Origin of the sequence: Streptomyces thermoalcalitolerans, assembly GCF_039525155.1 — a bacterium.
Classification (GTDB): domain Bacteria; phylum Actinomycetota; class Actinomycetes; order Streptomycetales; family Streptomycetaceae; genus Streptomyces; species Streptomyces thermovulgaris.
Genome location: NZ_BAAAHG010000075.1, coordinates 1 through 21,122, shown reverse-complemented (window position 1 = coordinate 21,122; position 21,122 = coordinate 1). Strand labels below are relative to the sequence as shown.

At 71.0% G+C, this 21,122-nt stretch carries 20 protein-coding genes and 1 pseudogene; 6 read left to right on the top strand and 15 right to left on the bottom strand.

Annotated elements, in window-relative coordinates:
* Positions 1-277: 277 nt before the first annotated feature.
* Positions 278-1,444: a serine hydrolase domain-containing protein gene (locus ABD224_RS27130; RefSeq protein WP_344054550.1), complete on the bottom strand. Its 1,167-nt coding sequence runs from the start codon at positions 1,442-1,444 to the stop codon at positions 278-280.
* Positions 1,445-1,622: 178 nt separating this feature from the next.
* Between ABD224_RS27130 and ABD224_RS27125 the strand changes: the two genes are divergently transcribed.
* Positions 1,623-2,417 carry an EI24 domain-containing protein gene (locus tag ABD224_RS27125; RefSeq protein WP_344054548.1) on the top strand — a complete coding sequence of 265 codons (795 nt, stop codon included), beginning with the start codon at positions 1,623-1,625 and terminating at the stop codon, positions 2,415-2,417.
* A gap of 176 nt (positions 2,418-2,593) precedes the next feature.
* Here the strand turns inward: ABD224_RS27125 and ABD224_RS27120 are convergent, their stop codons facing one another.
* Both ABD224_RS27120 and ABD224_RS27115 read right to left on the bottom strand, forming a co-directional pair.
* The gene (locus ABD224_RS27120; protein ID WP_344054546.1) at positions 2,594-3,565 is read right to left on the bottom strand and encodes an aldose epimerase family protein; all 972 of its coding nucleotides are present in this window, start codon (positions 3,563-3,565) and stop codon (positions 2,594-2,596) included.
* A 27-nt stretch (positions 3,566-3,592) separates the two neighbouring features.
* On the bottom strand, positions 3,593-4,489 hold the full coding sequence (locus tag ABD224_RS27115) for an SGNH/GDSL hydrolase family protein (RefSeq protein ID WP_344054543.1): 897 nt from the start codon (positions 4,487-4,489) through the stop codon (positions 3,593-3,595).
* Between the two features lie 256 nt (positions 4,490-4,745).
* Here ABD224_RS27115 and ABD224_RS27110 point away from each other — a divergent pair, with 256 nt between their 5' ends.
* Complete coding sequence (locus ABD224_RS27110) at positions 4,746-5,240, top strand: DUF3145 domain-containing protein (RefSeq protein ID WP_344054541.1); 495 nt, start codon at positions 4,746-4,748, stop codon at positions 5,238-5,240.
* A 201-nt stretch (positions 5,241-5,441) separates the two neighbouring features.
* Here the strand turns inward: ABD224_RS27110 and fabF are convergent, their stop codons facing one another.
* From fabF to fasR, 5 genes are all read right to left on the bottom strand, one after another.
* Positions 5,442-6,713: a beta-ketoacyl-ACP synthase II gene (gene fabF, locus ABD224_RS27105; protein WP_344054539.1), complete on the bottom strand. Its 1,272-nt coding sequence runs from the start codon at positions 6,711-6,713 to the stop codon at positions 5,442-5,444.
* A 109-nt stretch (positions 6,714-6,822) separates the two neighbouring features.
* On the bottom strand, positions 6,823-7,071 hold the full coding sequence (locus ABD224_RS27100) for an acyl carrier protein (protein WP_067397412.1): 249 nt from the start codon (positions 7,069-7,071) through the stop codon (positions 6,823-6,825).
* Positions 7,072-7,172: 101 nt separating this feature from the next.
* Positions 7,173-8,204 carry a ketoacyl-ACP synthase III gene (locus ABD224_RS27095; protein ID WP_344054536.1) on the bottom strand — a complete coding sequence of 344 codons (1,032 nt, stop codon included), beginning with the start codon at positions 8,202-8,204 and terminating at the stop codon, positions 7,173-7,175.
* A 23-nt stretch (positions 8,205-8,227) separates the two neighbouring features.
* Entirely contained in the window at positions 8,228-9,139 is a 912-nt protein-coding gene (locus ABD224_RS27090) for an ACP S-malonyltransferase (RefSeq protein WP_344054534.1), read from the bottom strand.
* An 89-nt stretch (positions 9,140-9,228) separates the two neighbouring features.
* The gene (gene fasR / locus ABD224_RS27085) at positions 9,229-10,434 is read right to left on the bottom strand and encodes a fatty acid biosynthesis transcriptional regulator FasR (protein WP_344054532.1); all 1,206 of its coding nucleotides are present in this window, start codon (positions 10,432-10,434) and stop codon (positions 9,229-9,231) included.
* Between the two features lie 107 nt (positions 10,435-10,541).
* Between fasR and ABD224_RS27080 the strand changes: the two genes are divergently transcribed.
* The gene (locus ABD224_RS27080) at positions 10,542-11,204 is read left to right on the top strand and encodes a pirin family protein (protein ID WP_344054529.1); all 663 of its coding nucleotides are present in this window, start codon (positions 10,542-10,544) and stop codon (positions 11,202-11,204) included.
* Positions 11,205-11,395: 191 nt separating this feature from the next.
* Here the strand turns inward: ABD224_RS27080 and ABD224_RS27075 are convergent, their stop codons facing one another.
* From ABD224_RS27075 to tnpA, 4 genes are read right to left on the bottom strand one after another with little or no spacing between them, the layout of a single operon-like run.
* On the bottom strand, positions 11,396-12,214 hold the full coding sequence (locus tag ABD224_RS27075; RefSeq protein WP_344054527.1) for a serine hydrolase domain-containing protein: 819 nt from the start codon (positions 12,212-12,214) through the stop codon (positions 11,396-11,398).
* Positions 12,215-12,232: 18 nt separating this feature from the next.
* A complete protein-coding gene (locus ABD224_RS27070) occupies positions 12,233-12,715 on the bottom strand; it encodes a GNAT family N-acetyltransferase (RefSeq protein WP_344054525.1) in 483 nt (160 codons plus the stop codon).
* 31 nt (positions 12,716-12,746) lie between these two features.
* On the bottom strand, positions 12,747-13,967 hold the full coding sequence (locus ABD224_RS27065; protein ID WP_344054552.1) for an RNA-guided endonuclease InsQ/TnpB family protein: 1,221 nt from the start codon (positions 13,965-13,967) through the stop codon (positions 12,747-12,749).
* On the bottom strand, positions 13,964-14,398 hold the full coding sequence (tnpA, locus tag ABD224_RS27060) for an IS200/IS605 family transposase (protein WP_344054523.1): 435 nt from the start codon (positions 14,396-14,398) through the stop codon (positions 13,964-13,966). Before tnpA ends, ABD224_RS27065 begins: the two co-directional genes overlap by 4 nt.
* Before the next feature lie 260 nt (positions 14,399-14,658).
* On the opposite strand from tnpA, the gene ABD224_RS27055 reads away from it, so the two are divergent.
* Together ABD224_RS27055 and ABD224_RS27050 are read left to right on the top strand one after the other, a co-directional pair.
* Positions 14,659-15,186, top strand: a complete 528-nt coding sequence (locus tag ABD224_RS27055) for a MerR family transcriptional regulator (protein ID WP_344054521.1) — start codon at positions 14,659-14,661, stop codon at positions 15,184-15,186.
* A pseudogene (locus ABD224_RS27050) lies at positions 15,183-16,196 on the top strand (aldo/keto reductase); the annotation flags it as partial. The gene ABD224_RS27055 and the pseudogene ABD224_RS27050, both read left to right, overlap by 4 nt.
* 31 nt (positions 16,197-16,227) lie before the next feature.
* On the opposite strand, the gene ABD224_RS27045 reads toward ABD224_RS27050, so the two are convergent.
* The 3 genes from ABD224_RS27045 to ABD224_RS27035 form a co-directional block, all read right to left on the bottom strand.
* A complete protein-coding gene (locus tag ABD224_RS27045) occupies positions 16,228-17,079 on the bottom strand; it encodes a DUF4429 domain-containing protein (protein WP_344054519.1) in 852 nt (283 codons plus the stop codon).
* 66 nt (positions 17,080-17,145) lie between these two features.
* On the bottom strand, positions 17,146-18,363 hold the full coding sequence (locus ABD224_RS27040; protein ID WP_344054517.1) for an alpha/beta hydrolase: 1,218 nt from the start codon (positions 18,361-18,363) through the stop codon (positions 17,146-17,148).
* A 163-nt stretch (positions 18,364-18,526) separates the two neighbouring features.
* Positions 18,527-19,210, bottom strand: coding sequence for a TetR family transcriptional regulator (locus ABD224_RS27035; protein WP_344054515.1), 684 nt, complete (start codon positions 19,208-19,210; stop codon positions 18,527-18,529).
* Positions 19,211-19,338: 128 nt separating this feature from the next.
* On the opposite strand from ABD224_RS27035, the gene ABD224_RS27030 reads away from it, so the two are divergent.
* The gene (locus ABD224_RS27030; RefSeq protein WP_344054513.1) at positions 19,339-20,958 is read left to right on the top strand and encodes an MFS transporter; all 1,620 of its coding nucleotides are present in this window, start codon (positions 19,339-19,341) and stop codon (positions 20,956-20,958) included.
* Positions 20,959-21,122: the final 164 nt, after the last annotated feature.

Sequence of the window (21,122 nt, the reverse complement as noted above, 5' to 3'; positions counted from 1 at the left end):
ACGTCTGCCCACAGCCGGGCCGCCGCTGTCCGCTCCAGCCCCCGACGCCCCGATCAACCCACTTCACGAAGATTATTTCGCTGAGAAAACCTCATTGTACTGCGCGGTCCCCCTGCTCCTTCGGCCGCCCGGCGCGCCTGATTTCCGATACGGCTCAGCACCGGGTGATCGAGCCACGCATGCATCGTGACGACGTTTCTTGGGCACTGTTCGATCCGCCCGCTTGTGCCCGCAGGCGCTTGAGAGCTTGACCTTTGAACTCCGGGGCGTCCGGGGCTCAGCCCATGTCCCGTGTCGCCAGGGCCGCCTTGTGCACCGCCCGTACCAGCCGGTCGTTCTCCGGGGCCGCACCGCCCGGGAAGGCGAAGCGGCGGCGGATGTAGCCGTAGGCGAGGCCGATCGTCGGGTCGGCGAAGGCCTGGGAGCCGGCCGCGCCGCTGTGGCCGATCGTGCCCGCGCCGAGGAAGGGGTGCCAGGTGTCGGCGGTCGCCTGGAAGCCGAGGCCGAACGATCTGTGGGCGCGCTGCACCAGGTCGTACCCGGTGGAGTGGAGCCGGCCGAACTCCGCCACCGTGTCCGGCTTGAGCAGGGGCGCCTTTCCGTCCACCTCGCTGATCATCGCCGCGTACAGGCCCGCGAGGCCGCGTGCCGAGGCGACGCCGCCGACGGAGGCCGGGCCCTTGGCACGGATCAGACGGTCGTTGGGGAGGGCCTGCAGATCGGTCGGCTCGGGGCCCTGGCGGTTGAAGGCGATGGAGGCGAGGCTGTGCGGGCCCTCGTACAGGGTGTCGAGGACGGCCTGCTGCTTGGGGGTGGGCGCCATGGGCTGGACGGGGCGGTAGCGGGGCTCCTGGGAGGCGGGCAGGCCCAGGTGGAAGTCCAGGCCGTAGGGTGCGCGGACGCGTTCCTCGTACAGCTGCTGGGCCGTACGGCCCGTCGCGCGCCGTACGATCTCGCCGGTGAGCGCGCCGATGACCAGGGCGTGACAGCCGAACGCGGTGCCCGGCTGCCAGAACGGCCGCTGGTCGGCGAGGCGTTCGGCCAGTGCGCGGTCGTCGGCCAGCTCGGCGGTGGTGAAACCGGTGTCGGTGCCGACCACGCCCGCGCGGTGGGCGAGCAGGTCGCGCACGGTCAGCGTCCCCTTGCCCTCGGCCGCGAACTCCGGCCAGTAGTACGTCACCGTGCGGTCCAGCTCCAGCGTGCCGTCCTGCACGAGCAGCGCGACCACGAGATGGGCGGCGCCCTTGGTCGACGAGTAGGCCGCGTACAGCGCGTCGCCGCCGCCCTCGTCCGGTCCGGCCCACAGGTCGACCACGCGCCGGCCGTGGACGTACGCGCACAGCTGTCCCTCGTAGTCCGGAAGCTCCGACCTCACGAACGCGGCGAACTCCTCGCGTACCGGCTCGTAGCCGTCGGCGACGGTGCCGTGGATCTTCTGAGTCATCCGCTCTCCTCGACCTGACTGCCGCTCACCGGGTGACACAGCGGTTCCTGCAGAGCGGTACGGCGGCGCGGGCCCGTTCGACTCAACAGCGGCCCGCCGGCCGCACCCCGGCCGGTGGGCCGCGGGGTCCTGGCACGTCCCTCGACGGCCTTGACATGTCCCCCGATAAAGTTTTCCCATGCGTGATCTAGGGGTGGGTTTCGGATATCTCCTGAAGGGCCAGCGATGGATGGCCCGGCACCGAAGGGCGTACGGATTCGGCCTGCTGCCCGGGCTGATCACCCTTGTTCTGTACACGGCAGTGCTGATCATGCTCGCCCTGTGGGGCGGGGACCTCGTCAGCTGGGCGACTCCCTTCGCCGACGACTGGCCGAGTCCCTGGCTCGGGCTCTTCCGCGGCCTGCTGACCGCCGTGCTGTTCGCCCTCGGCCTGCTTCTCGCCGTGCTCACCTTCACCGCGGTGACCCTCCTGATCGGCCAGCCCTTCTACGAGAGCCTGTCCGAGGAGGTCGACCGGGACGTGTCCCCCGACGGCACGGCGCCCGAGTCCGGCCTGCCGCTCTGGAAGGAGCTGTGGATCTCGGCCCGGGACAGCCTCCGCATCCTGGTCCGGGCCGGGCTGTGGAGTCTGCTGCTCTTCGTGCTGGGGTTCCTGCCCTTCGTCGGACAGACGGTGATACCGGTGATCGGGTTCTTCGTCACCGGGTTCTTCCTCACCGAGGAGCTGACCGCCGTCGCCCTTCAGCGCCGCGGCGTCGAGCTCCGGGGCCGCCTGGAACTGCTGCGCTCCCGCAAGCCGCTGGTCTGGGGCTTCGGCACGCCGCTCGGCCTGGCCTTCCTGGTGCCGTTCGTGGCGGTGTTCCTCATGCCGGGCGCGGTCGCGGGCGCCACCCTGCTCACGCGTGAGCTGCTGGACGAGGAGACGGGCGGCACGCCCGTTCCGGAGCCCGCCGTCGACCGTCAGGACGTGTGAAAGTTTGTACGAGGTTGCGGCGGGGTGATGGAACGTCGGCTGCCCGCGCCGCCGCAGCGGTTAGCGTCGGACCGGGACAGTGCTGCCCATGAGCAGCCCCGGTCCGGGACCCTGACCCTGGGCCGGGGCTTGTGCGCCGGTGTCCGCGAGGCTTGTGCGGCGGTGTGCCGGGGCGGTCAGCGCACCGAGAAGCCGTACACCGTCTCCGAGCGGAAGACCTCCCCCGGGCGCAGCTCGGTGCTCGGGAACTCCGGACGGTTGGGGGAGTCCGGGAAGTGCTGGGTCTCCAGGGCGATCCCGGCGCCCGGAGCGAAGGGGGCGCCGAGGTGGTCGGCGGTGTAGAGCTGGAGGCCCGGCTCGGTCGTCGACACCGTCAGAACGCGGCCGGACGCCGGGTCGTGCAGTTCGGCCACTTCCACCGGGGTGTCCGTGACGCCCTTGTCCAGCACCAGATTGTGGTCGTACCCCGAGCCCACCGTGCGGAGCCGGCGGAAGTCGAGGCGGGTGCCCGCCACCTCCGCCAGGGCGCCGGTGGGGATCAGACCCGCGTCGACGGGGGTGTAACGGGAGGCGGCCAGCCGCAGTTCATGGCCGCCGGCGCTCCCGGAGCCGCTCAGGTTCCAGTACGCGTGGTTGGTCAGGTTGACGACCGTGGGCGCGTCCGTGACCGCCGTGTACGCGATGTGCAGGGCACCCGACGCGTCCAGGGTGTACGTCGCCGTGACCTCCAGCCGGCCCGGGAAGCCCTCCTCGCCGTGCGGGCTGACCCGGAAGAGGCGTACGCCGTGCTCGACCGGTGCCGCCTGCCACAGCCGCTTGTCGAAGCCTCGGGCGCCGCCGTGCAGCGAGTTCGCCCCCTCGTTCCGCTCGAGCGCGTACGTTTGCCCGTCCAGCGGGAAGCGGCCCCGGGCGATCCGGTTGGCGTACCGCCCGATCAGCGCGCCCAGGAACAGCCCCGGGTGGGCCAGATAACCCTCCAGTCCGGGAAAGCCCAGCACCACGTTCGCCGTGCGCCCGTCCCGGTCCGGCACCTCCACCGACTGCACGATTCCGCCGTACGACAGCACGCGCACCCGCACCCCGGCCCGCTCCAGCGTCCAGCGCTCCACGGCGGAGCCGTCGGAAAGTGTGCCGAAAAGTTCGCTCATGTGGAAAACACTAGATCGCTTCTGTGATCACGGGTCCTTCGCGGTGACGGTCCGGTAGGCGATTTCGGCCAGCCGCGCCTGCCCGTTCCGGCTCGGGTGGAACCAGTCCCAGCGGCTCAGCTGCTGGGTGCCGAACTGATAGTTGAAGACCGCGTTGTCGTCGAAGCGGCAGAGGCGGTCCTTCGCGCAGACCTCCTTCAGCACCGCGTTGTACGCCCGCACCCGCTCCTGCACCATGTCGCGCCGCTTGACGGCCGCCGCGTCCAGCGCGTCCGCGTCGCCCAGCATCGACGGGCACAGGCCGAGCTTCCAGATCTGCTTGCCCAGGGGGTTCGTACGGCCCTCGGACCACAGCCGCTTCAGGTTCGGCACGCTGGCGACGTACACCTGCGTCTTCGGCAGCGCCCGGCGCAGGGTGTCCATCGCGGCCTGGAACTGGGCCCGGAAGTCCGCCACCGGCGTCATCGCGGCCGTCGACTCCCGGCAGGCGTCATTGGCGCCGGCCATCACCGCCACCAGCTCCGGCTTCTTCCGCACGGCCCGTGCCATCTGGTCGTTCAGATCCGCCATCCGGGACCCGGTCTCCGCGTAGTTCCAGCTGCGCTCGGCCGTGCCCTCCTTCCCCAGCAGCCGCATCGCCAGGCTGTTGACCGCCGGGTCGGTGCCCGTCGCCCACGACGCCTCCAGGCAGTCCGTGAGCACCATGCAGGCGTCGAAGCCGCGGGTGATGGAATCGCCGACCGCGGCGATCGACTTCGGGCGGGGGTTCCATTCGGGTGACGGCGGGGCGGTCGGACGAGAGGCTCTGTCGCCGGCGCTCGCCCCGGAGGCGTCGTCACCGACGGCGTAGCAGCCCGCGGTGGCCAGCACGGCCGCCGCCACCACGGCGTGAGCGGCCCGGGTACGGTGACGTCGCTTCCGCATGCCCTGGTGCTCCCCTCGGTCGTCCTGCAGTGCTCTCCTCCATGAGAACGCGCGAGGGTTCCCGCCCCCACTCGAGTGGGCGGCTCGCACCCGTACAAGCGTCCCCCCGGGTGAATGGAGGGTGTTTCCTGTCGCTGGGACCGACGGTACGTCACCCTCCTTGCGCCTTCGCAGGGTAGCCTCGCCCTCGACGTGGCCTTCAGCGCCACCTCATGTCCGTCCCCCCGCCCCTGTCCCGCTCTGCCCGGAGGTCCCGGTGACGACACGTGGAGTTCTGTATGTGCACTCCGCGCCGCGCGCGCTGTGCCCGCACGTCGAGTGGGCCATCGCCGGTGTGCTCGGCACGCGCGTCAGCCTGGACTGGATCCGGCAGCCCGCCTCACCCGGCACCTGGCGCTCGGAGTTCTCCTGGCAGGGACAGGTCGGCACCGCCTCCAAGCTCGCCTCCGCACTGCGGGGCTGGCAGCTGCTGCGCTTCGAGGTGACCGCCGAGCCCTGCCCGACGGCCGAGGGCGAGCGCTACAGCTGCACCCCCAACCTCGGCATCTTCCACGCCGTCACCGGCATCCACGGCGACATCCTCATCCCCGAGGACCGTCTGCGCGCCGCCCTCCTGCGCTCCCAGCGGGGTGAGACCGACCTGGAGGCGGAGATCGCCAAGCTTCTGGGCAAGCCCTGGGACGACGAGCTGGAGCCGTTCCGCTATGCGGGTGAAGGAGCCCCGGTCCGCTGGCTCCACCAGGTGGTCTGACGGCTTCCCGGGTTCTCGCCGGGCTCCCGGACCCCCGGTTCCCTCGGACCCCCGGTTCCCTCGGGCTTCCTTCACACTCCCGGCCCCCTCGGACTCCCGGGCGGACCCGGATGCCCGAACAGGCCCGAACAGAAACAGACCCGAACAGAAAAAGGCCCCCACCGGCCGGTGGGGGCCCTGTCACGTGCGTGGAGCGGCTGCTCAGACCGTCCGGAACGCCAGAACCACGTTGTGCCCGCCGAAGCCGAACGAGTCGTTCAGCGCGGCGATCCTGCCCTCCGCGGGCAGCTTCCGCGCCTCCCCGCGGACCACGTCCGCGTTCGCCTCGGCCTCCGGGTCGATGTTGTCGATGTTGATCGTCGGCGGAGCCACCCGGTGGTACAGGGCCAGCACCGTCGCCACCGACTCCACGCCGCCCGCGCCGCCGAGCAGGTGACCGATCATCGACTTGGTCGCGGAGACCGCGATGTGGTCGGTGTGGTCGCCGAAGACCTTGCGCAGGGCCTTCAGCTCGGCGATGTCACCGGCGGGCGTGGACGTGGCGTGCGCGTTGACGTGCACGATCTCGGCCGGGTCCAGGTCGGTGCGCTCCAGCAGGTTCTGCAGGGCGTGCGCGATGCCGCGGCCCTCCGGCTCGGGCTGGACGATGTCGTGGGAGTCGGCGGAGATGCCCTGTCCGACCGCCTCCGCGTAGACGCGGGCGCCGCGCTGGGCGGCGTGCTCGGCGGACTCCAGGACGAGCACACCCGCGCCCTCGCCGAGGACGAAGCCGTCCCGGTCGATGTCGTAGGGACGCGAGGCGCCCTGGGGGTTCTCGTTGTTCTTGGACATCGCCATCATGTTGCCGAACGCGGCGATGGGCAGCGGGTGGATCGCCGCCTCCGTACCGCCGGCGACGACGACGTCGGCACGGCCGGTGCGGATCATCTCAATGGCGTAGCCGATGGCCTCGGCACCCGAGGCGCACGCGGAGACCGGCGTGTGCACACCGGCGCGGGCACCCACGAGCAGCCCCACGTTGGCCGAGGGGCTGTTCGGCATCAGCATGGGGACGGTGTGCGGGGAGACACGGCGTACGCCCTTCTCCTTCAGCACGTCGTACTGCTCCAGCAGGGTCGTCACACCGCCGATGCCGGAGGCGACGACCGTGCCGAGCCGGTCGGGGTCGACGGGGGCGCCCTCGCCCGCCTTGCCGGTGAAACCGGCGTCCTTCCAGGCCTCCTGGGCGGCGATCAGCGCGAACTGCGCGGAGCGGTCCAGACGGCGTGCCTGCGGGCGCGGAAGGATCTCGGTCGGTTCCACGGCCACCGGGGCCGCGATCCGGACGGCTTGAGCAGCCGCCCAGTCCTGGGTCAGGGGCTTCACACCGGACTTGCCGGCGACCAGGCCCTCCCAGGTCGAGGCTGCGTCGCCACCCAGCGGTGTGGTTGCGCCGATACCGGTGACGACCACAGTGCGATTGGTCGAGCTCACGGGAATTCTTTCTCCAGCGGATTCGAGGAGGACAACCCCCGCTCGCGCGGGGGACAACGGCGCCACCGCCGGGTGGCGGGGCAGTCAGCCCAGAGCTGTGATCGGCCGATCAGCTCTGGTGCTTGAGGATGTACTCGGTCGCGTCGCGGACCGTCTTGAGGTTCTTGACGTCCTCGTCGGGGATCTTGACGTCGAAGCGCTCTTCGGCGGCGACGACGACCTCGACCATGGACAGCGAGTCGACGTCCAGGTCGTCGGTGAAGGACTTGTCCAGCTGGACGTCCTCGACCGGGATCCCGGCGATCTCGTTCACGATCTCCGCGAGACCGGCGACGATCTCTTCCTGAGTGGCGGCCATGTCGGCGCTCCTTCGCAACTATTCCAGAGGGTGTGGCGCCCACCGCGGCAGCGGCAGGTGATACGGCTCCCATGCCGGAAACATGATCCGGCACGGAGTGCCTAGGGGAGGGTAACGACCGTCGCGGCGTAGACGAGACCCGCCCCGAAGCCGATGACGAGCGCGGTGTCGCCGCTCTTCGCCTCGCCGGTCGCCAGAAGCCGCTCCATCGCGAGCGGAATCGAGGCGGCCGAGGTGTTGCCGGTGGTGCGGATGTCACGGGCGACCGTGACACGCTCCGGCAGCTTGAGGGTCTTCACCATCGAGTCGATGATCCGCACATTGGCCTGGTGCGGGATGAAGACGTCCAGTTCGTCCGGGGTGATCCCGGCCGCGTCCAGCGCCTGCTGGGCGACCTTCGCCATCTCGAACACGGCCCAGCGGAACACCGCCTGGCCCTCCTGCGTGATCGCGGGGAACTTGACGTTGCCCTCGCTGTCCCGGGGAAGGTCGGCCGCGTCGGCCTTGCGGAAGCGGTCCCAGGGCACGGTCTGCTTGATCGTCTGGGCCTTGTCGCCCTCCGAGCCCCAGACGGTCGGACCGATCCCGGGCTCCTCGGAGGGACCGACCACGACCGCGCCGGCGCCGTCGCCGAACAGGAAGGCCGTGGCCCGGTCCTCCAGGTCGGTCAGGTCGCTGAGCCGCTCCACGCCGATGACGAGGACGTACTCCGCCGATCCTTCGACGATCATGCCCTTGGCCAGGGTGAGGCCGTAGCCGAAACCGGCGCAGCCCGCCGAGATGTCGAAGGCGGCCGCCTTGTCCGTGCCCAGCTTGTCGGCGATCTCGGTGGCGATGGCCGGGGTCTGGCTGAAGTGCGAGACGGTCGAGACGATCACGGCGCCGATCTGCGAGGCGTCGATCCCGGCGCTCGCGATCGCCTTGCCGGAGGCCTCGATCGACATCGCCGCGATGGTCTCCTCGGGCGACGCCCAGTGCCGGGTCTCGATGCCGGAGCGCGAGCGGATCCACTCGTCGGACGAGTCGATCTTCTCGAGGATCACCTCGTTGGGCACCACGCGCGTGGGCCGGTAGCCGCCTACGCCCAGGATGCGCGCGTACGGGGCGCCCTTGGCGGGTTTGATCTTCGGCATGATCGTCGGCTCCTCAGGGATCGTCAGGCGTGCTCGGAGATGAGCTCGCGGGCCGCGTCGAGGTCGTCGGGGGTCTTCAGCGCCAGCGTCTTCACGCCGGGCAGCGCGCGCTTGGCCAGACCGGTCAGCGTGCCGCCGGGGCACACCTCGATCAGGGCGGTGACGCCGAGCTCCTTGAAGGTCTCCATGCACAGATCCCAGCGGACGGGGTTGGCGACCTGGCCGACCAGCCGCTCGACGATCTCGGCGCCGCTGTGCACGGCCCGGCCGTCCTTGTTGGAGACGTAGGTGACCTTCGGGTCGGTGGGGGTGAGCGCCTTGGCGGCCTCGGCCAGCTTGTCGACCGCGGGGGCCATGTGGTGCGTGTGGAAGGCACCGGCCACCTGCAGCGGGACGATCCTGCGCACACCCTCGGGCTTGTCCTCGTTCAGCGCGGCCAGCTGCTCCAGGGTGCCGGCGGCCACGATCTGGCCCGCGCCGTTGACGTTCGCCGGGGTCAGGCCCAGCTTCTTCAGATGCGCGACGGACACCTCAGGGTCGCCGCCGAGCAGCGCCGACATGCCGGTCTCGGTGATCGCGGCGGCCTCGGCCATGGCCTGGCCCCGCTTGCGCACCAGGGTCAGGGCGGAGATGTCGTCCAGGACGCCCGCGAACGCCGCGGCGGTGATCTCGCCGACGCTGTGGCCCGCGACCACGTCCGCGCCGATGTCACCCAGGGCCGAAGCCGACAGCAGGCCGGCGGCCACCAGCAGCGGCTGGGCCACCGCGGTGTCGCGGATCGCGTCGGCGTCGGCCTGCGTCCCGTAGTGGACGAGGTCCAGTCCGATGGCGTCCGACCAGGCGGTCACACGGTCGGTGGCACCGGGCAGTTCGAGCCAGGGAGTCAGGAAGCCGGGCGTCTGGGCGCCTTGGCCGGGAGCGACGAGTACGAGCACTCTCACACTCTCTCTTGGGGGCGGCCGGAGCCGCCCGTGGGGACAGGGACGAAGAACACAGAGGGGTTTTGTGGACCCCCGACAAAAGCCTAGGCCTGGGGATCTCCATCGGCCAGACGCCCCAGGATCAGCGCGATCCGTAGCGTGAACGCGGATCGTACATCGGAGGGCGACCAACCGGTGACGTCAGTCACACGTCGGAGCCGGTAGCGCACGGTGTTCGGGTGAACGAAGAGCATCCTCGCCGCGCCTTCGAGACTGCTCGCCTGCTCCAGATAGACGCTGAGGGTTTCCAGCAGGGCCGACCCGGCCTCCTTCAGCGGTCTGTAGATCTCCTCTACCAACTGCTCGCGCGCACTCGGATCACCGGCGATGGCGCGCTCCGGCAGCAGATCGTCGGCCAGCACCGGCCGCGGCGCGTCCTGCCAGGCGGAACACGCCTTCAGCCCGGCCGCGGCGGCCTGGGCGGACCGGGTGGCGGCGAGCAGGTCGGGCACGACCGGTCCGGCGACGACGGGCCCGGGGGCGAAGGGGCCGATCAGCGACTTGGCCACCGCCAGCGGATTGTCGCTCCCGCCCGCGATCACGACGAGCCGGTCCCCGAGCACCCCGGTGAGCACCTGGAGCTTGGCGTGCCGGGCGGCCCGCCGGATGGCCTCGACGGTCAGCTCGGAGTCCCCGTCGGGCGCGGTCCCGAGCACCACGCACACATGCTCGGGCGCGTTCCATCCCAGGGCGGCGGCCCGGGACACCGCGCCCTCGTCGGCCTCCCCGCTGAGCACGGCATTGACGACCAGGGACTCCAGCCGGGCGTCCCAGGCGCCGCGCGCCTCGGCGGCCTGGGCGTACACCTGGGCGGTGGCGAAGGCGATCTCGCGCGCGTACACGAGCAGCGCCTCGCGCAGCACGGCCTCGTCCCCCGGCGCCGCCACCTCGTCGATGGCGGACTCCATGACCTCGATCGTGGTGCGCACCATCTCCACGGTCTGCCGCAGCGTGATCGCCCGGGTCAGCTCGCGCGGTGCGGTCCCGAACACATCGGTGGAAATGGCCTGGGGCGCGTCGGGCCGCCGGAACCACTCGGTGAAGGCGGCGATGCCCGCCTGGGCCACCAGTCCGATCCAGGAACGGTTCTCCGGGGGCATCGCCCGGTACCACGGCAGCGTCTCGTCCATGCGGGCGATGGCCTGTGCGGCCAGCGCCCCGGACGACTTCTCCAGCCGTTTCAGGGTCGCGGCGTGCGGATGGGCACGGTGGTCTGCGGCGCGGCTCTGGTGGGATTCGGGTTCGGGCACGATGACAAGCCTGCCTCATCCGGATGCGTGTGCGTGCCGCCGGGTCGGGGCCGGAGCTTCTCCGGGACTTCTCCGGAGCTTTGCGGCCAGGGGCTACGGTGGTCCGTGTGACGACGGAAATACGGCGTGCGGCAGAGCGTTACCGGGGCGGTGACGCGGCGGCCGGGATCACCTCCTGGCACGCCTTCTCCTTCGGCCCCCACTACGATCCGGACAATCTTCGCTTCGGTGCCCTCATCGCCTGCAACGAGGAGCAACTGGCCCCCGGTGCGGGCTTCGACGAGCACCCGCACAGCCACACGGAGATCGTCACCTGGGTCGTCGAGGGCGAACTGACCCACCGCGACTCCACGGGCCACGAGACGCTGGTCCGCCCCGGCGACCTCCAGCACCTGAGCGCGGCGGACGGCGTCCGTCACGTGGAACGCAACGACACCGGCGCGCCCTTGACCTTCGTCCAGATGTGGCTGACCCCGCTCCGGCCCGGCGGCACCCCCCGCTACGAACTCGTCCGCGGCGTCACCGACTCCACCCCGTACGCCGTCCCCGAGGCCGGCGCCCGGCTCCACGTCCGCCGCCTGGCGGCGGGGGAGCGGACGAAGGTGCCGGATACGGCATATGTGTACATCCACGTTGTACGGGGCGAAGTGCGACTGGACGAAGACCGGTTGGGTCCGGGGGACGCGGCGCGGATCACCGACGCCAAGGGCCTGGAGGTGGTGGGCGTGACGGCCGCGGAGCTGTTGCTGTGGGAGATGCAGGCCGGGTGAACGGGCCGCTCCCGCGCCCGGGTTGTTCGGTTCGTCCGTGAGGTCGGCGTGCCGGTCCGCCCGTGAGGACGTCATGGCCCGCCGGCCGGCACGTCCGTCCGGCCGGCTCGAGGGCGGCTGGGAGCCTCTGCCGGGGCGTCACCGCCCGCCCGGCGGGCGGGGCGGGGCCGTGCGCGTGCCGGGCGGCGGCGTCAGCGCAGTTCCGCCAGGATTCCGTCCGTGAACGGCGGCCATGCCTCGATCGCCCACGGGCCGAACGCGCGGTCCGTCAGCGCCACGCAGGCCACCCTCGCGTCCGGGTCGACCCACAGGAACGTGCCCGACTGGCCGAAGTGGCCGAAGGTGCGGGGGGAGGAGGAAGCGCCGGTCCAGTGGGGGGACTTGGAGCCGCGGATCTCGAAGCCGAGGCCCCAGTCGTTGGGGTTCTGGTGGCCGTAGCCCGGCAGGACGCCCTTGGTGCCGGGGAACTGGACCGTCATCGCCTCGGCGACCGTGCGGGGGTCCAGCAGGCGCGGGGCCTGGACCTCGGCGGCGAAGCGGAGCAGGTCGTCGACCGTCGAGACCGCGTCCTTGGCCGGGGAGCCGTCCAGGGTCGTCCGGGTCATGCCCAGCGGCTCCAGGACCGCCTGGCGCAGGTACTCCGGGAACGAGATGTCCGTCGCCTTCGCCACATGGTCGCCGAGCTGTTCGATGCCGGCGTTGGAGTACAGCCGCCGTTCACCGGGCGGGGCCACCACCCGGTGCTCGTCGAAGGCCAGCCCCGAGGTGTGGGCGAGCAGATGGCGGACGGTCGCGCCGGGCGGGCCGGCCGGCTCGTCCAGCTCGATCGCGCCCTCCTCGTACGCCACGAGCACGGCGTAGGCCGCCAGTGGCTTGGTGACCGAGGCGAGGGGAAAGCGCCGGTCGGTGGGGCCGTGGGTGCCCAGGACCGTGCCGTCCGCGCGGACCACGCCCGCCGCGGCGGTGGGAACCGGCCAGTTCTCGATCGACGCCAGGCTCTTCAACGACATGGCATCGAGCCTAAGCGCTCACAGGTGCAGCTCCAGCAGCGGGTGGGGCTTGGGCCGGAAGCCGAGGGAGGTGTACAGCGGTGCGCCCTCGGCGGACGCGGTGAGCCGCACCCGGTCGGCGCCGCGCCTGCGGAACCAGTCGAGCAGCGTCTCCATGCACGCGCGCGCATACCCGCGGCGGCGGGCGCCGGGGTCCGTCGCGACGCTGAAGACGTACCCGACCGCGCCGAGGGGATTGCCCGGCCGGCCGATCCGGTACTCGATCGTGCCCGCCGCCAGAGCGGCCGGCGTCCCCGGCCGCTCCGGGTGGTCCACGACGTACGCCACGAAGTCCCCGTCCGCCTCGGCCAGCTTCGCGCGCAGGGCGGGCAGGGACTGGGCGTGCCAGTCCGTGGACGTGTCCGCGCCGGACATCGAGTCGAGCATCACCTGGCGCAGTCGCAGCACTTCCTCGGCGTCCTCGGGCACGGCACGTCGTACGAGACTCGTGACTCCACCCACGCGTGAACGCGCGGGCTTCCTGCGTCGGTGGCTATGCCGCCGCGCAGAGGACCAGCCCGGCCCTGTCGAGGACGTTCGTTGCGCCGACGTGGTCCGCGTTCGCGGTGAAGCCGCACGCCGTGCACTGGAACTTCGCTTGGGTGACGCGGTTGCCGCTGTCCACGTGTCCGCAGCCGCCGAGGCTGGGCGGGCAGGTGCGGGAGGTGTTGCGGGGGTCCACTGGGATCACGAGGCGACCGGCGCTTTCAGCCTTGTTCGCCAGGATCGTCAGGAACTGCCCCCAGCCCGCGTCGAGGATGTTTCGGTTCAGCCCGGCCTTGGCAGCGGCGCCGTTCGGGAGGAAGGTGCCGTCGTTGCCGGGGTCGGGCTTGGGCGCCGGGCGTTTGGTCATCCCGGCGGTGTTCAGGTGCTCGTGCGCGATCACGTCATGGGCGGTGACCAGTGCGCGGGCGGTTTTGTGGTGGAAGTCGAGGCGTTGCCGGCGCACTTTGGCGTGCAGCTTGGCGACCTTCCGGGCGGCGGCCCGGTGCTTCTTGGTGCGCTGCCGGGTCCGCTTGGGGAACGTCGCCAGGTGCCGCTGCGCGGCGGCCAGCTCCTCCATCGCGGCGTGGAGGAAATGTGGATTCGGCGTGTGCTCGCCGTCGGACGTGGTGAGGAAGTGGGTGGTGCCCATGTCGATGCCGACGGTCGCGCCGGTGGGCGGCAGCTTCTCGGCGGGCACGTTGTCGCAGGCGAGGACGACGTACCAGCGGTTCCCTTCGCGTTTGACCGAGATGGTCTTGACGCGTCCCCGCACGGGCCGGTGCCGGTGCACGCGGACGTGCCCGATGCCCTGGAGGCGGACGCGGGTCTGCCTCTCGTGCGGGGTGGAGTCCCAGCGGCAGCCGTCGCCGTCCTTGGGGAAGGTGACGGTGTCGAAGTGCCCGATCCCCTTGAACCTCGGGTATCCGGGCTTCTGGCCGGCCTTGACCCGCTTGAAGAACGCCTGGAACGCCTTGTCCAGGCGGCGCAGGGTGGCCTGCTGGGAGGAGAACGACCAGCGGCCCTGGCCGTCGGGGTCGAACGCGCGGATCTCCTTGAGCTGCGCGGACTGGTCCCCGTAGCGCACGGTCGTCTTCGACGCGTGCCGGTAGGCGTCCCGGCGTTCCTGCAATGCCGCGTTGTAGAGCGCGCAGTGGTCCCGCAGCATCTCACCCAGCGCAGCCCGCTGGCGGGCTGTGGGCCGCAGGAGGAACGTGTACGCCCGGATCACGCCCCGTCCCCCTTCTGCTTCCGCCACGGGCGCTCCCACTGGGTGTCGATGTACCGGCGGACGGTGTTTGCCGAGACGGCGCCGACCGACGCCGCGAAGTACGACGACGACCACAGCGTCGGAAGCTGCGATCGCAGGTGCGGGAACTCCGCGCGCAGGACGCGGGAGGTGAAGCCTTTGAACTGGTTCGCGACGTACGACGCCGAGGACTTCGGGTCGTGCTTGACGAACAGGTGCACGTGGTCGGGCATCACGTCGAGCGCCACGATCTCCCACCCCCGTTCGTCGGCCTTCTGCCGGATCAGCTCCTCCAGGCGCACCGCAACCCGCCCGCCGAGCACCGGACGGCGGTACTTCGGACACCACACAACGTGGAGCCCGAGGTCGTACACGCCGCCGGAGAACCGGCGGACTTTCCTGGTCACGGCCATACGTCGATTATACGTGCGTCACATGTCTAACAGACGCGAGTACGTCGCGGCTGAGACGAACGGTGCAGATCCGTGCACACGGCTGATGTCAGAGCAGACCAGAGAAGCAACTCCCCCACCGGCTGAAGCCGGTGGTCCCCTTGCTAGGAGGAGTGATGGCCCGCACGGTAGCCACCGCACCCGCCCCGCACCCCTGCTTTTCGGCCACCTCCCGGATTCGGCTTGCTTGGAGTGCACTCCAACTTCCTAGCGTGAAGGTCATGACGGCGACGCAGAGCACGGCCGTGACCACCGAGGAGACCGTGACCACCGAGGAGACCGAGCAGGCTCCCGCCCGTACCGATCTCTGCTCCGGGCCACCGCGGCACCCGCGTCCCGACGGGCAGGACAGCTACACCATCAGCGAGGTCGCCGCTCTCACCGGTCTGACGGCCCACACCCTGCGCTGGTACGAGCGGATCGGCCTGATGGCCCACGTCGACCGTTCGCACACCGGGCAGCGCCGCTACACCAACCGCGACCTGGACTGGCTGGACCTCGTCGGCAAGCTGCGGCTGACCGGGATGCCGGTCGCCGACATGGTCAGGTACGCGGAGCTGGTGCGCGAGGGCGAGAGCACGTACGGCGAGCGGTACGCGCTGCTCCAGGCGACCCGCCGGGACGTCCTGGCCCGGATCGGCGAACTCCAGGACACGCTCGCGGTACTGGACCGCAAGATCGGTTTCTACGCGGACGCCGTACGTCACCACGAAGAGAAAGAAAAAGAGAAGAGGAACGCGACGCGATGACCGACAGCAGGATTCCGACGGTACGGCTGGGCGAGAGCGGACCGGAGGTCGGCATCCAGGGCCTCGGCTGCATGGGCATGAGCTACGCCTACGGCCCCTCGGACGCCGAGGAGTCCCGCGCCACCCTGGAGCGGGCCCTGGAACTGGGCGTCACGCTCTACGACACCGCGGACGTCTACGGGGACGGCGAGAACGAGCGGTTCCTCGCACCGTTCCTCGAGGCGCACCGGGACGAGGTCGTGATCGCCACCAAGTTCGGGCTGGTGGTCCCGCCGGACGGCCCGACCGGGCGGATCGTCCGGAACGACCCGCCGTACATCCGGCAGGCCGTCGAGGCGAGCCTGAAGCGCCTGGACGTCGACGTGATCGACCTCTACTACATGCACCGGCGCGACGTGAACGTCCCGATCGAGGAGACCGTCGGGGTCATGGCCGACCTGGTGCGCGAGGGGAAGGTCAAGCACCTGGGGCTGAGCGAGGTCACCGCCGGGGAACTGCGGGCCGCGCACGCCGTGCACCCGATCGCCGCCGTGCAGTCGGAGTGGTCGCTGTTCAGCCGGGACATCGAGGCGCACGTGGTGCCGGCGGCGGCCGAGCTGGGAGTGGCGCTGGTGCCGTACTCGCCGCTGGGGCGAGGGTTTTTGACCGGGAGCTTCGTCCACGCGGAGAAGGAGCTGACCAGCGACGACTTCCGGCGCACCGTGCCCCGCTACCGGGGGGAGAACGCGGCCGCCAACGCGGCGCTGCTGGAGCCGATCCGTACGGTCGCCTCCGCCCACGGGGCCTCGCTCGCGCAGATCGCGCTGGCCTGGGTGCAGCAGCGGGCCTCCGTGCACGGGCTGCCGGTCGTCCAGATTCCGGGCACGCGCAAGCCGAGCCGGGTGGAGGAGAACGTGGCGGCGACGCGGATCGTCCTGACCGAGGAGGAGCTGTCCTTGCTGGAGCCGATCGCCGGGCGGGTGGTCGGCGACCGGTGTCCCGACATGTCGCTGACCTCGGCGGGACGGGAGCAGGAGAACCGCCCGGCCCGCGCCGCCCCGGTCACAGCTCGGCGAGCAGTTCCGCCTTCTTCACCGAGAACTCCTCGTCCGTCACCAGCCCCGCCTGGTGGAGTTCTCCCAGACGGCGGATGCGTTCCGCGATGTCCGCGGGGTCGCGGCGCGGGGCCGTGACCGCGGCCGGGGCCGGGGGGCTCGCCGACCGGATCGCGGCCAGGACGGCCGCCGCGAACGGCAGGGACTCGTGGACCGCGCCGTAGCCGAGGCCGAACACCACCGAGGCCGGGTCCTGGTCCGGCTGCGCCGGCCGTGCGGCGTCGGCCTCACGGGGCAGCAGCCGCAGATGTCCCTCGAACAGCTCTGGTGAACGCCACTCCACCCCGCTCAGGTCGGCCACGGAGAACTTCTGGTCGCCGGCCTTCCACTTGGCCGAGGACGCCCCCGTCCAGAACCACCGGAAACTCACCGTCGTACCGTCGAAGGACGCCTTCCCGTCGTACGCCTTGAACTGGAGCGGTGCCGCGGGCGGCGCCACCAGGTGGCGGTCGGCCGGGCCGCTCTCGGTGAGACGTGCGCGCAGTTCGTCGGCGTAGTACTCGGCGAGCGTCTCCCGTTCGGCCGGCAGCACCAGGCGGTACGGGTCGTGGTTCTCCTTGAGCTGTCCGTCGGCCGCGTCCATCAGCGGATCGGCGCCGGGCCTGGGCTCGGCGCGCAGGACCACCGTGCCGCGCTTGCCCGCGGTGAGCGTCACACCCTCGAGCGCCGTCAGCGGAATCCGGCGGGTGCCGAGGGCCTGGAAGAGCTTTGGCGTTCGAATCCCCCGTTCGTAGCGGATGAGCACGGAGTCGGACTCGAACTCCCAGGCAGCGTGAAATCCGGCCAGTACGTCACCCATACGGCTCATCGTAGGGGGAGCGGGCTGCTTCGTCCCTCCCCGCGCGGACCGCACTTCCTGTTGTCTCTACGCGTGTTCGGCCGTCGTCATACCGGACAAATCCGCCCGGCATCTGTCGTCGTCATGGGCGCACCGCACCGAGCCGTAGGCGCCGACCCCGATCTCGGCGAGGTTGGTCAGGCTGTCGGTGCCCGGCTCGAAGTAGCCGGCGTGGCCCTTGGCGCCCCGTGCCGACAGCACCCGTGCCCCGAACGCCGGGGAGACCGGGTCGGCACCGTGGCCGAGCCCGCCGAACTCCAGGTACGGCACGTCCTGGATCCAGTCGGTGGCGTCCCGCATCGCCCACACCCGGGCGGAGGTGCGCAGTTGGGAGACCTTCTCCACCCGCATGCCGGGGCTGGCGGCCACCGCTATGTCGGACACCCGGTGCGGCAGCCCGCGCGCGGCGAGGCCGCACACCACCGAGCCGTAGCTGTGGCAGAACAGCGCGACGGAGGAGGCGCCGGGCAGCCCGTGCAGCAGCCGGTTCAGCCGGACGGCGCCCTCCTTGGCGCGCATCGCCGTGGCCGCGTCCATGCCGACCCCGCTGGGCGCGGTGTAGTCGGCCCAGGCGATCACCGCCGTACGTGTGCCGGGGGCCACCGTGCGCTCGGCCTTGTACAGCGCCCTCGCCATGCCGTGCGGCGCCGAGTAGGGCCGGTAGGTCCGCTGGAAGGTGAGCAGATGGGTGTCGACGCCGGGGACGACGACGGAGATCCGCTCCGCCGTGCGCAGGTCGCCGAAGACCTCGGCGACACGGCCGGTGCCCTCGGGGTCGAAGGCGAGGATCTGCCGGTCCTTCGCCATCAGCGCCGTGTAGCGGTGCACGCGGCGGCCGGCCTCCTGCTGCCCGGCCGGGGTGAGCCGGCTGTCGCGCATGCGCTTCAGCTCGGCCTCGCGCGCCTGGCGGAGCGCGATGCGGTTGGCCTGGTAACGCAGCTTGACCGGGGCGCCGTTCATGTTGCCGACCGCGAGCGGATAGCGGCGGGCGAGCCGGCTGCGGTCCTGCGCGCCGAGCGAGGCGAAGAAGCGGCTCAGCCGGGCGGGGGACGCGTCCGGGGCGGGCAGCCGGTGCCCGTGCAGCCGGCCGTGCTCCCATGCGGACAGGGACGCCTGCAGGGCGGTGGTTTCGCGGTGGCCGCGCACGGCGCTCCAGCCGGTGGTGGCCAGCATCACGAAGACCACGGCCAGCGCGAGCAGGGCACGCCAGACGGTGAGGTGGGGGGAGGTCTCGAAGGAAATCACTGGGAGGACACATTAGGAGAACGAGACGGTCTCGCGGCGGCCGAGTGGCGGGAATCACGTGTGAGGCCGCGCAAGGGTGCCCTGGGCTGTATGCCGTCCCTATGCTTCTTCAGGACATGTTGTCCCTTGCGTCTGTTCGGGGCGTGTTGTCCCTTGCGCCGGTTCAGGACCGGGCGGGCGTACGCCAGTTGCCGGTCAGCGCCGGCCCCACCTGATCGAGGTACGCGGCGGCGAGCTCCCGCATCGCCTCCAGGTCGCCGTTCTCGTCCACGCTCCACTGACGGGTCGTCACCCGCATCACCGCGCCGAAGACGGCCACCGCCAGCCGCGGCCGGGGATCGGCGTCCACGTCCAGGCCCTCGCGCTCGGCGAGCAGGCGCGCGATCTGCTCCTCGGTCTCCGCCGAGCGGCGCAGATACGCGGCCAGCAGGACCGGTGTCGACTCGATCACCCGGAACATGCGCAGGAACAGCTCCACGGGGACGACGGTCACGACGGCGTCGCTGATGGTGTCCCAGCTCTCCAGCACCGCCCGGCGCAGTGCCTCCAGCGGGGGCTCCTCGGGCGGACGGGCGCGCAGCGAGTCGACGAAGTGCGCCTCCGCCATCTCCTGCACGGCGAGGGCGGCGTCCTCCTTGCCGCCGAAGTAGCGGAAGAAGGTGCGCGGGGAGACGCCGACGGCCTCGGCGATCTCGTCGACCGTCGTGCGCTCGTATCCCCGGGTGGTGAACAGTTCGAGGGCGGACCGCAGCAACGCGTCCCTGGTGCGTTGTTTCTTGCGCTCGCGCAGCCCCGGACGCGACGACATCGTCTGCGACGCCTTCCCGGCGGTCTCCGCCGTCCTCATGGAGCTCTCCGGCCCCTTTCCCCGCACTGTTCACCGGTTCCCCCGCTCAGACTATAGGGGGTGGCATGTCAGTGACTGACTGATGAACCCGTTTGTCGATTGTCAGTGACTGTCACTAGCCTCGAAATATGACTAGTCAGACCATCGAATCGACCGGGGCGGGGGACAGCGCTCCATCGGCTCCGGCGGATTCCGCGCCGCCCAAAGGACTGCGCGGACGTCCATGGGCCACCCTGATCACCGTCGCCGTGGGGGTCATGATGGTGGCCCTCGACGGCACCATCGTGGCCATCGCCAACCCGGCCATCGCCCAGGACCTGGACGCCAGCCTCGCGGACGTCCAGTGGATCACCAACTCCTACTTCCTCGCCCTCGCGGTCTCCCTGATCACCGCGGGCAAGCTCGGTGACCGCTTCGGACACCGGCAGACCTTCCTCGTCGGGGTGGCCGGCTTCGCCGCCGCCTCCGGGGCGATCGGGCTGTCCGGCAGCATCGCCATGGTCATCGTCTTCCGGGTCTTCCAGGGACTGTTCGGCGCGCTGCTGATGCCGGCCGCGCTCGGTCTGCTGCGGGCCACCTTCCCGGCCGAGAAGCTCAACATGGCCATCGGCATCTGGGGCATGGTCATCGGCGCCTCCACCGCCGGCGGCCCGATCCTCGGCGGGGTCCTCGTCGAGCACGTCAACTGGCAGTCGGTGTTCTTCATCAACGTGCCCGTCGGCGTCCTCGCCGTGGTCCTGGGAGTGCTGATCCTGCTCGACCACCGCGCCGAGAACGCGCCGCGCTCCTTCGACCTCCTCGGCATCGTCCTGCTCTCGGCGGCCATGTTCTTCCTGGTCTGGGCCCTGATCAAGGCGCCGGAGTGGGGCTGGGGCGACGGCACGACGTGGCTGTTCATCGCCCTGTCCCTCATCGGCTTCGGCGGCTTCGCCCTCTGGGAGAGGAAGGTGAAGGAGCCGCTGATCCCGCTGACGCTGTTCCGTTCGGTGCCGCTGTCCGCGGGCGTGGCCCTCATGGTCCTGATGGCCATCGCGTTCATGGGCGGCCTGTTCTTCATCACCTTCTACCTGCAGAACGTGCACAGGATGACCCCGGTCGAGGCGGGCACGCACCTCCTCCCGCTCACCGGCGCGATGATCGTCGGCTCCCCGCTCGCGGGATTCATGATCACCAAGCTGGGGCCGCGCATTCCGCTGGCCGGCGGCATGGCCGCCACCGCGCTCGCCATGTACGGCCTGTCCACGCTGGAGGTGGACACGGGCAGCGCGATCATGTCGCTCTGGTTCGCGGTGCTCGGCCTCGGTCTCGCCCCCGTCATGGTCGGTGCCACCGAGGTCATCGTCGGCAACGCGCCCCTGGAGCTGTCCGGCGTGGCCGGCGGGCTGCAGCAGTCCGCCATGCAGGTCGGCGGCAGCCTCGGTACGGCCGTGCTGGGCGCCGTGATGGCCTCCCGGGTGAACAACACCCTGGGGGACAACTGGAAGGAGGCGGGACTCCCGCCGCTCACGCCCGCTCAGCTGGAGGGGGCCTCCGAGGCGGTCCAGGTCGGTGTGGTGCCGCCGATGCCGCCGGGAACGCCCGAGGAGATCGTCGCGAAGGTCACCTCCGTCGCGCACGACACCTTCATCTCCGGCATGAGCCTCGCCTCCCTCATCGCCGCCGGCATCGCGGCCGTGGCCGTTCTGGTCGCGCTGCTCACCAAGCGCGGGGAGAACGCGGAGGCGGGCGCGGGAATCGGCCACATCTGACCGGCGGAATTCGCCCATCAGAGTGAGCGTGGCGAAGATCCCTCGCCTTCGGTGCATACCACAGGTGACAGTGGGTCAAGTCCTCCGCAGGGAATGAGAAACGGGGGGGGGACGGGCGGCTGCCGCGCGCTGCTGGAGGGGGGCACCCGGCTCGGCTTTCGCAT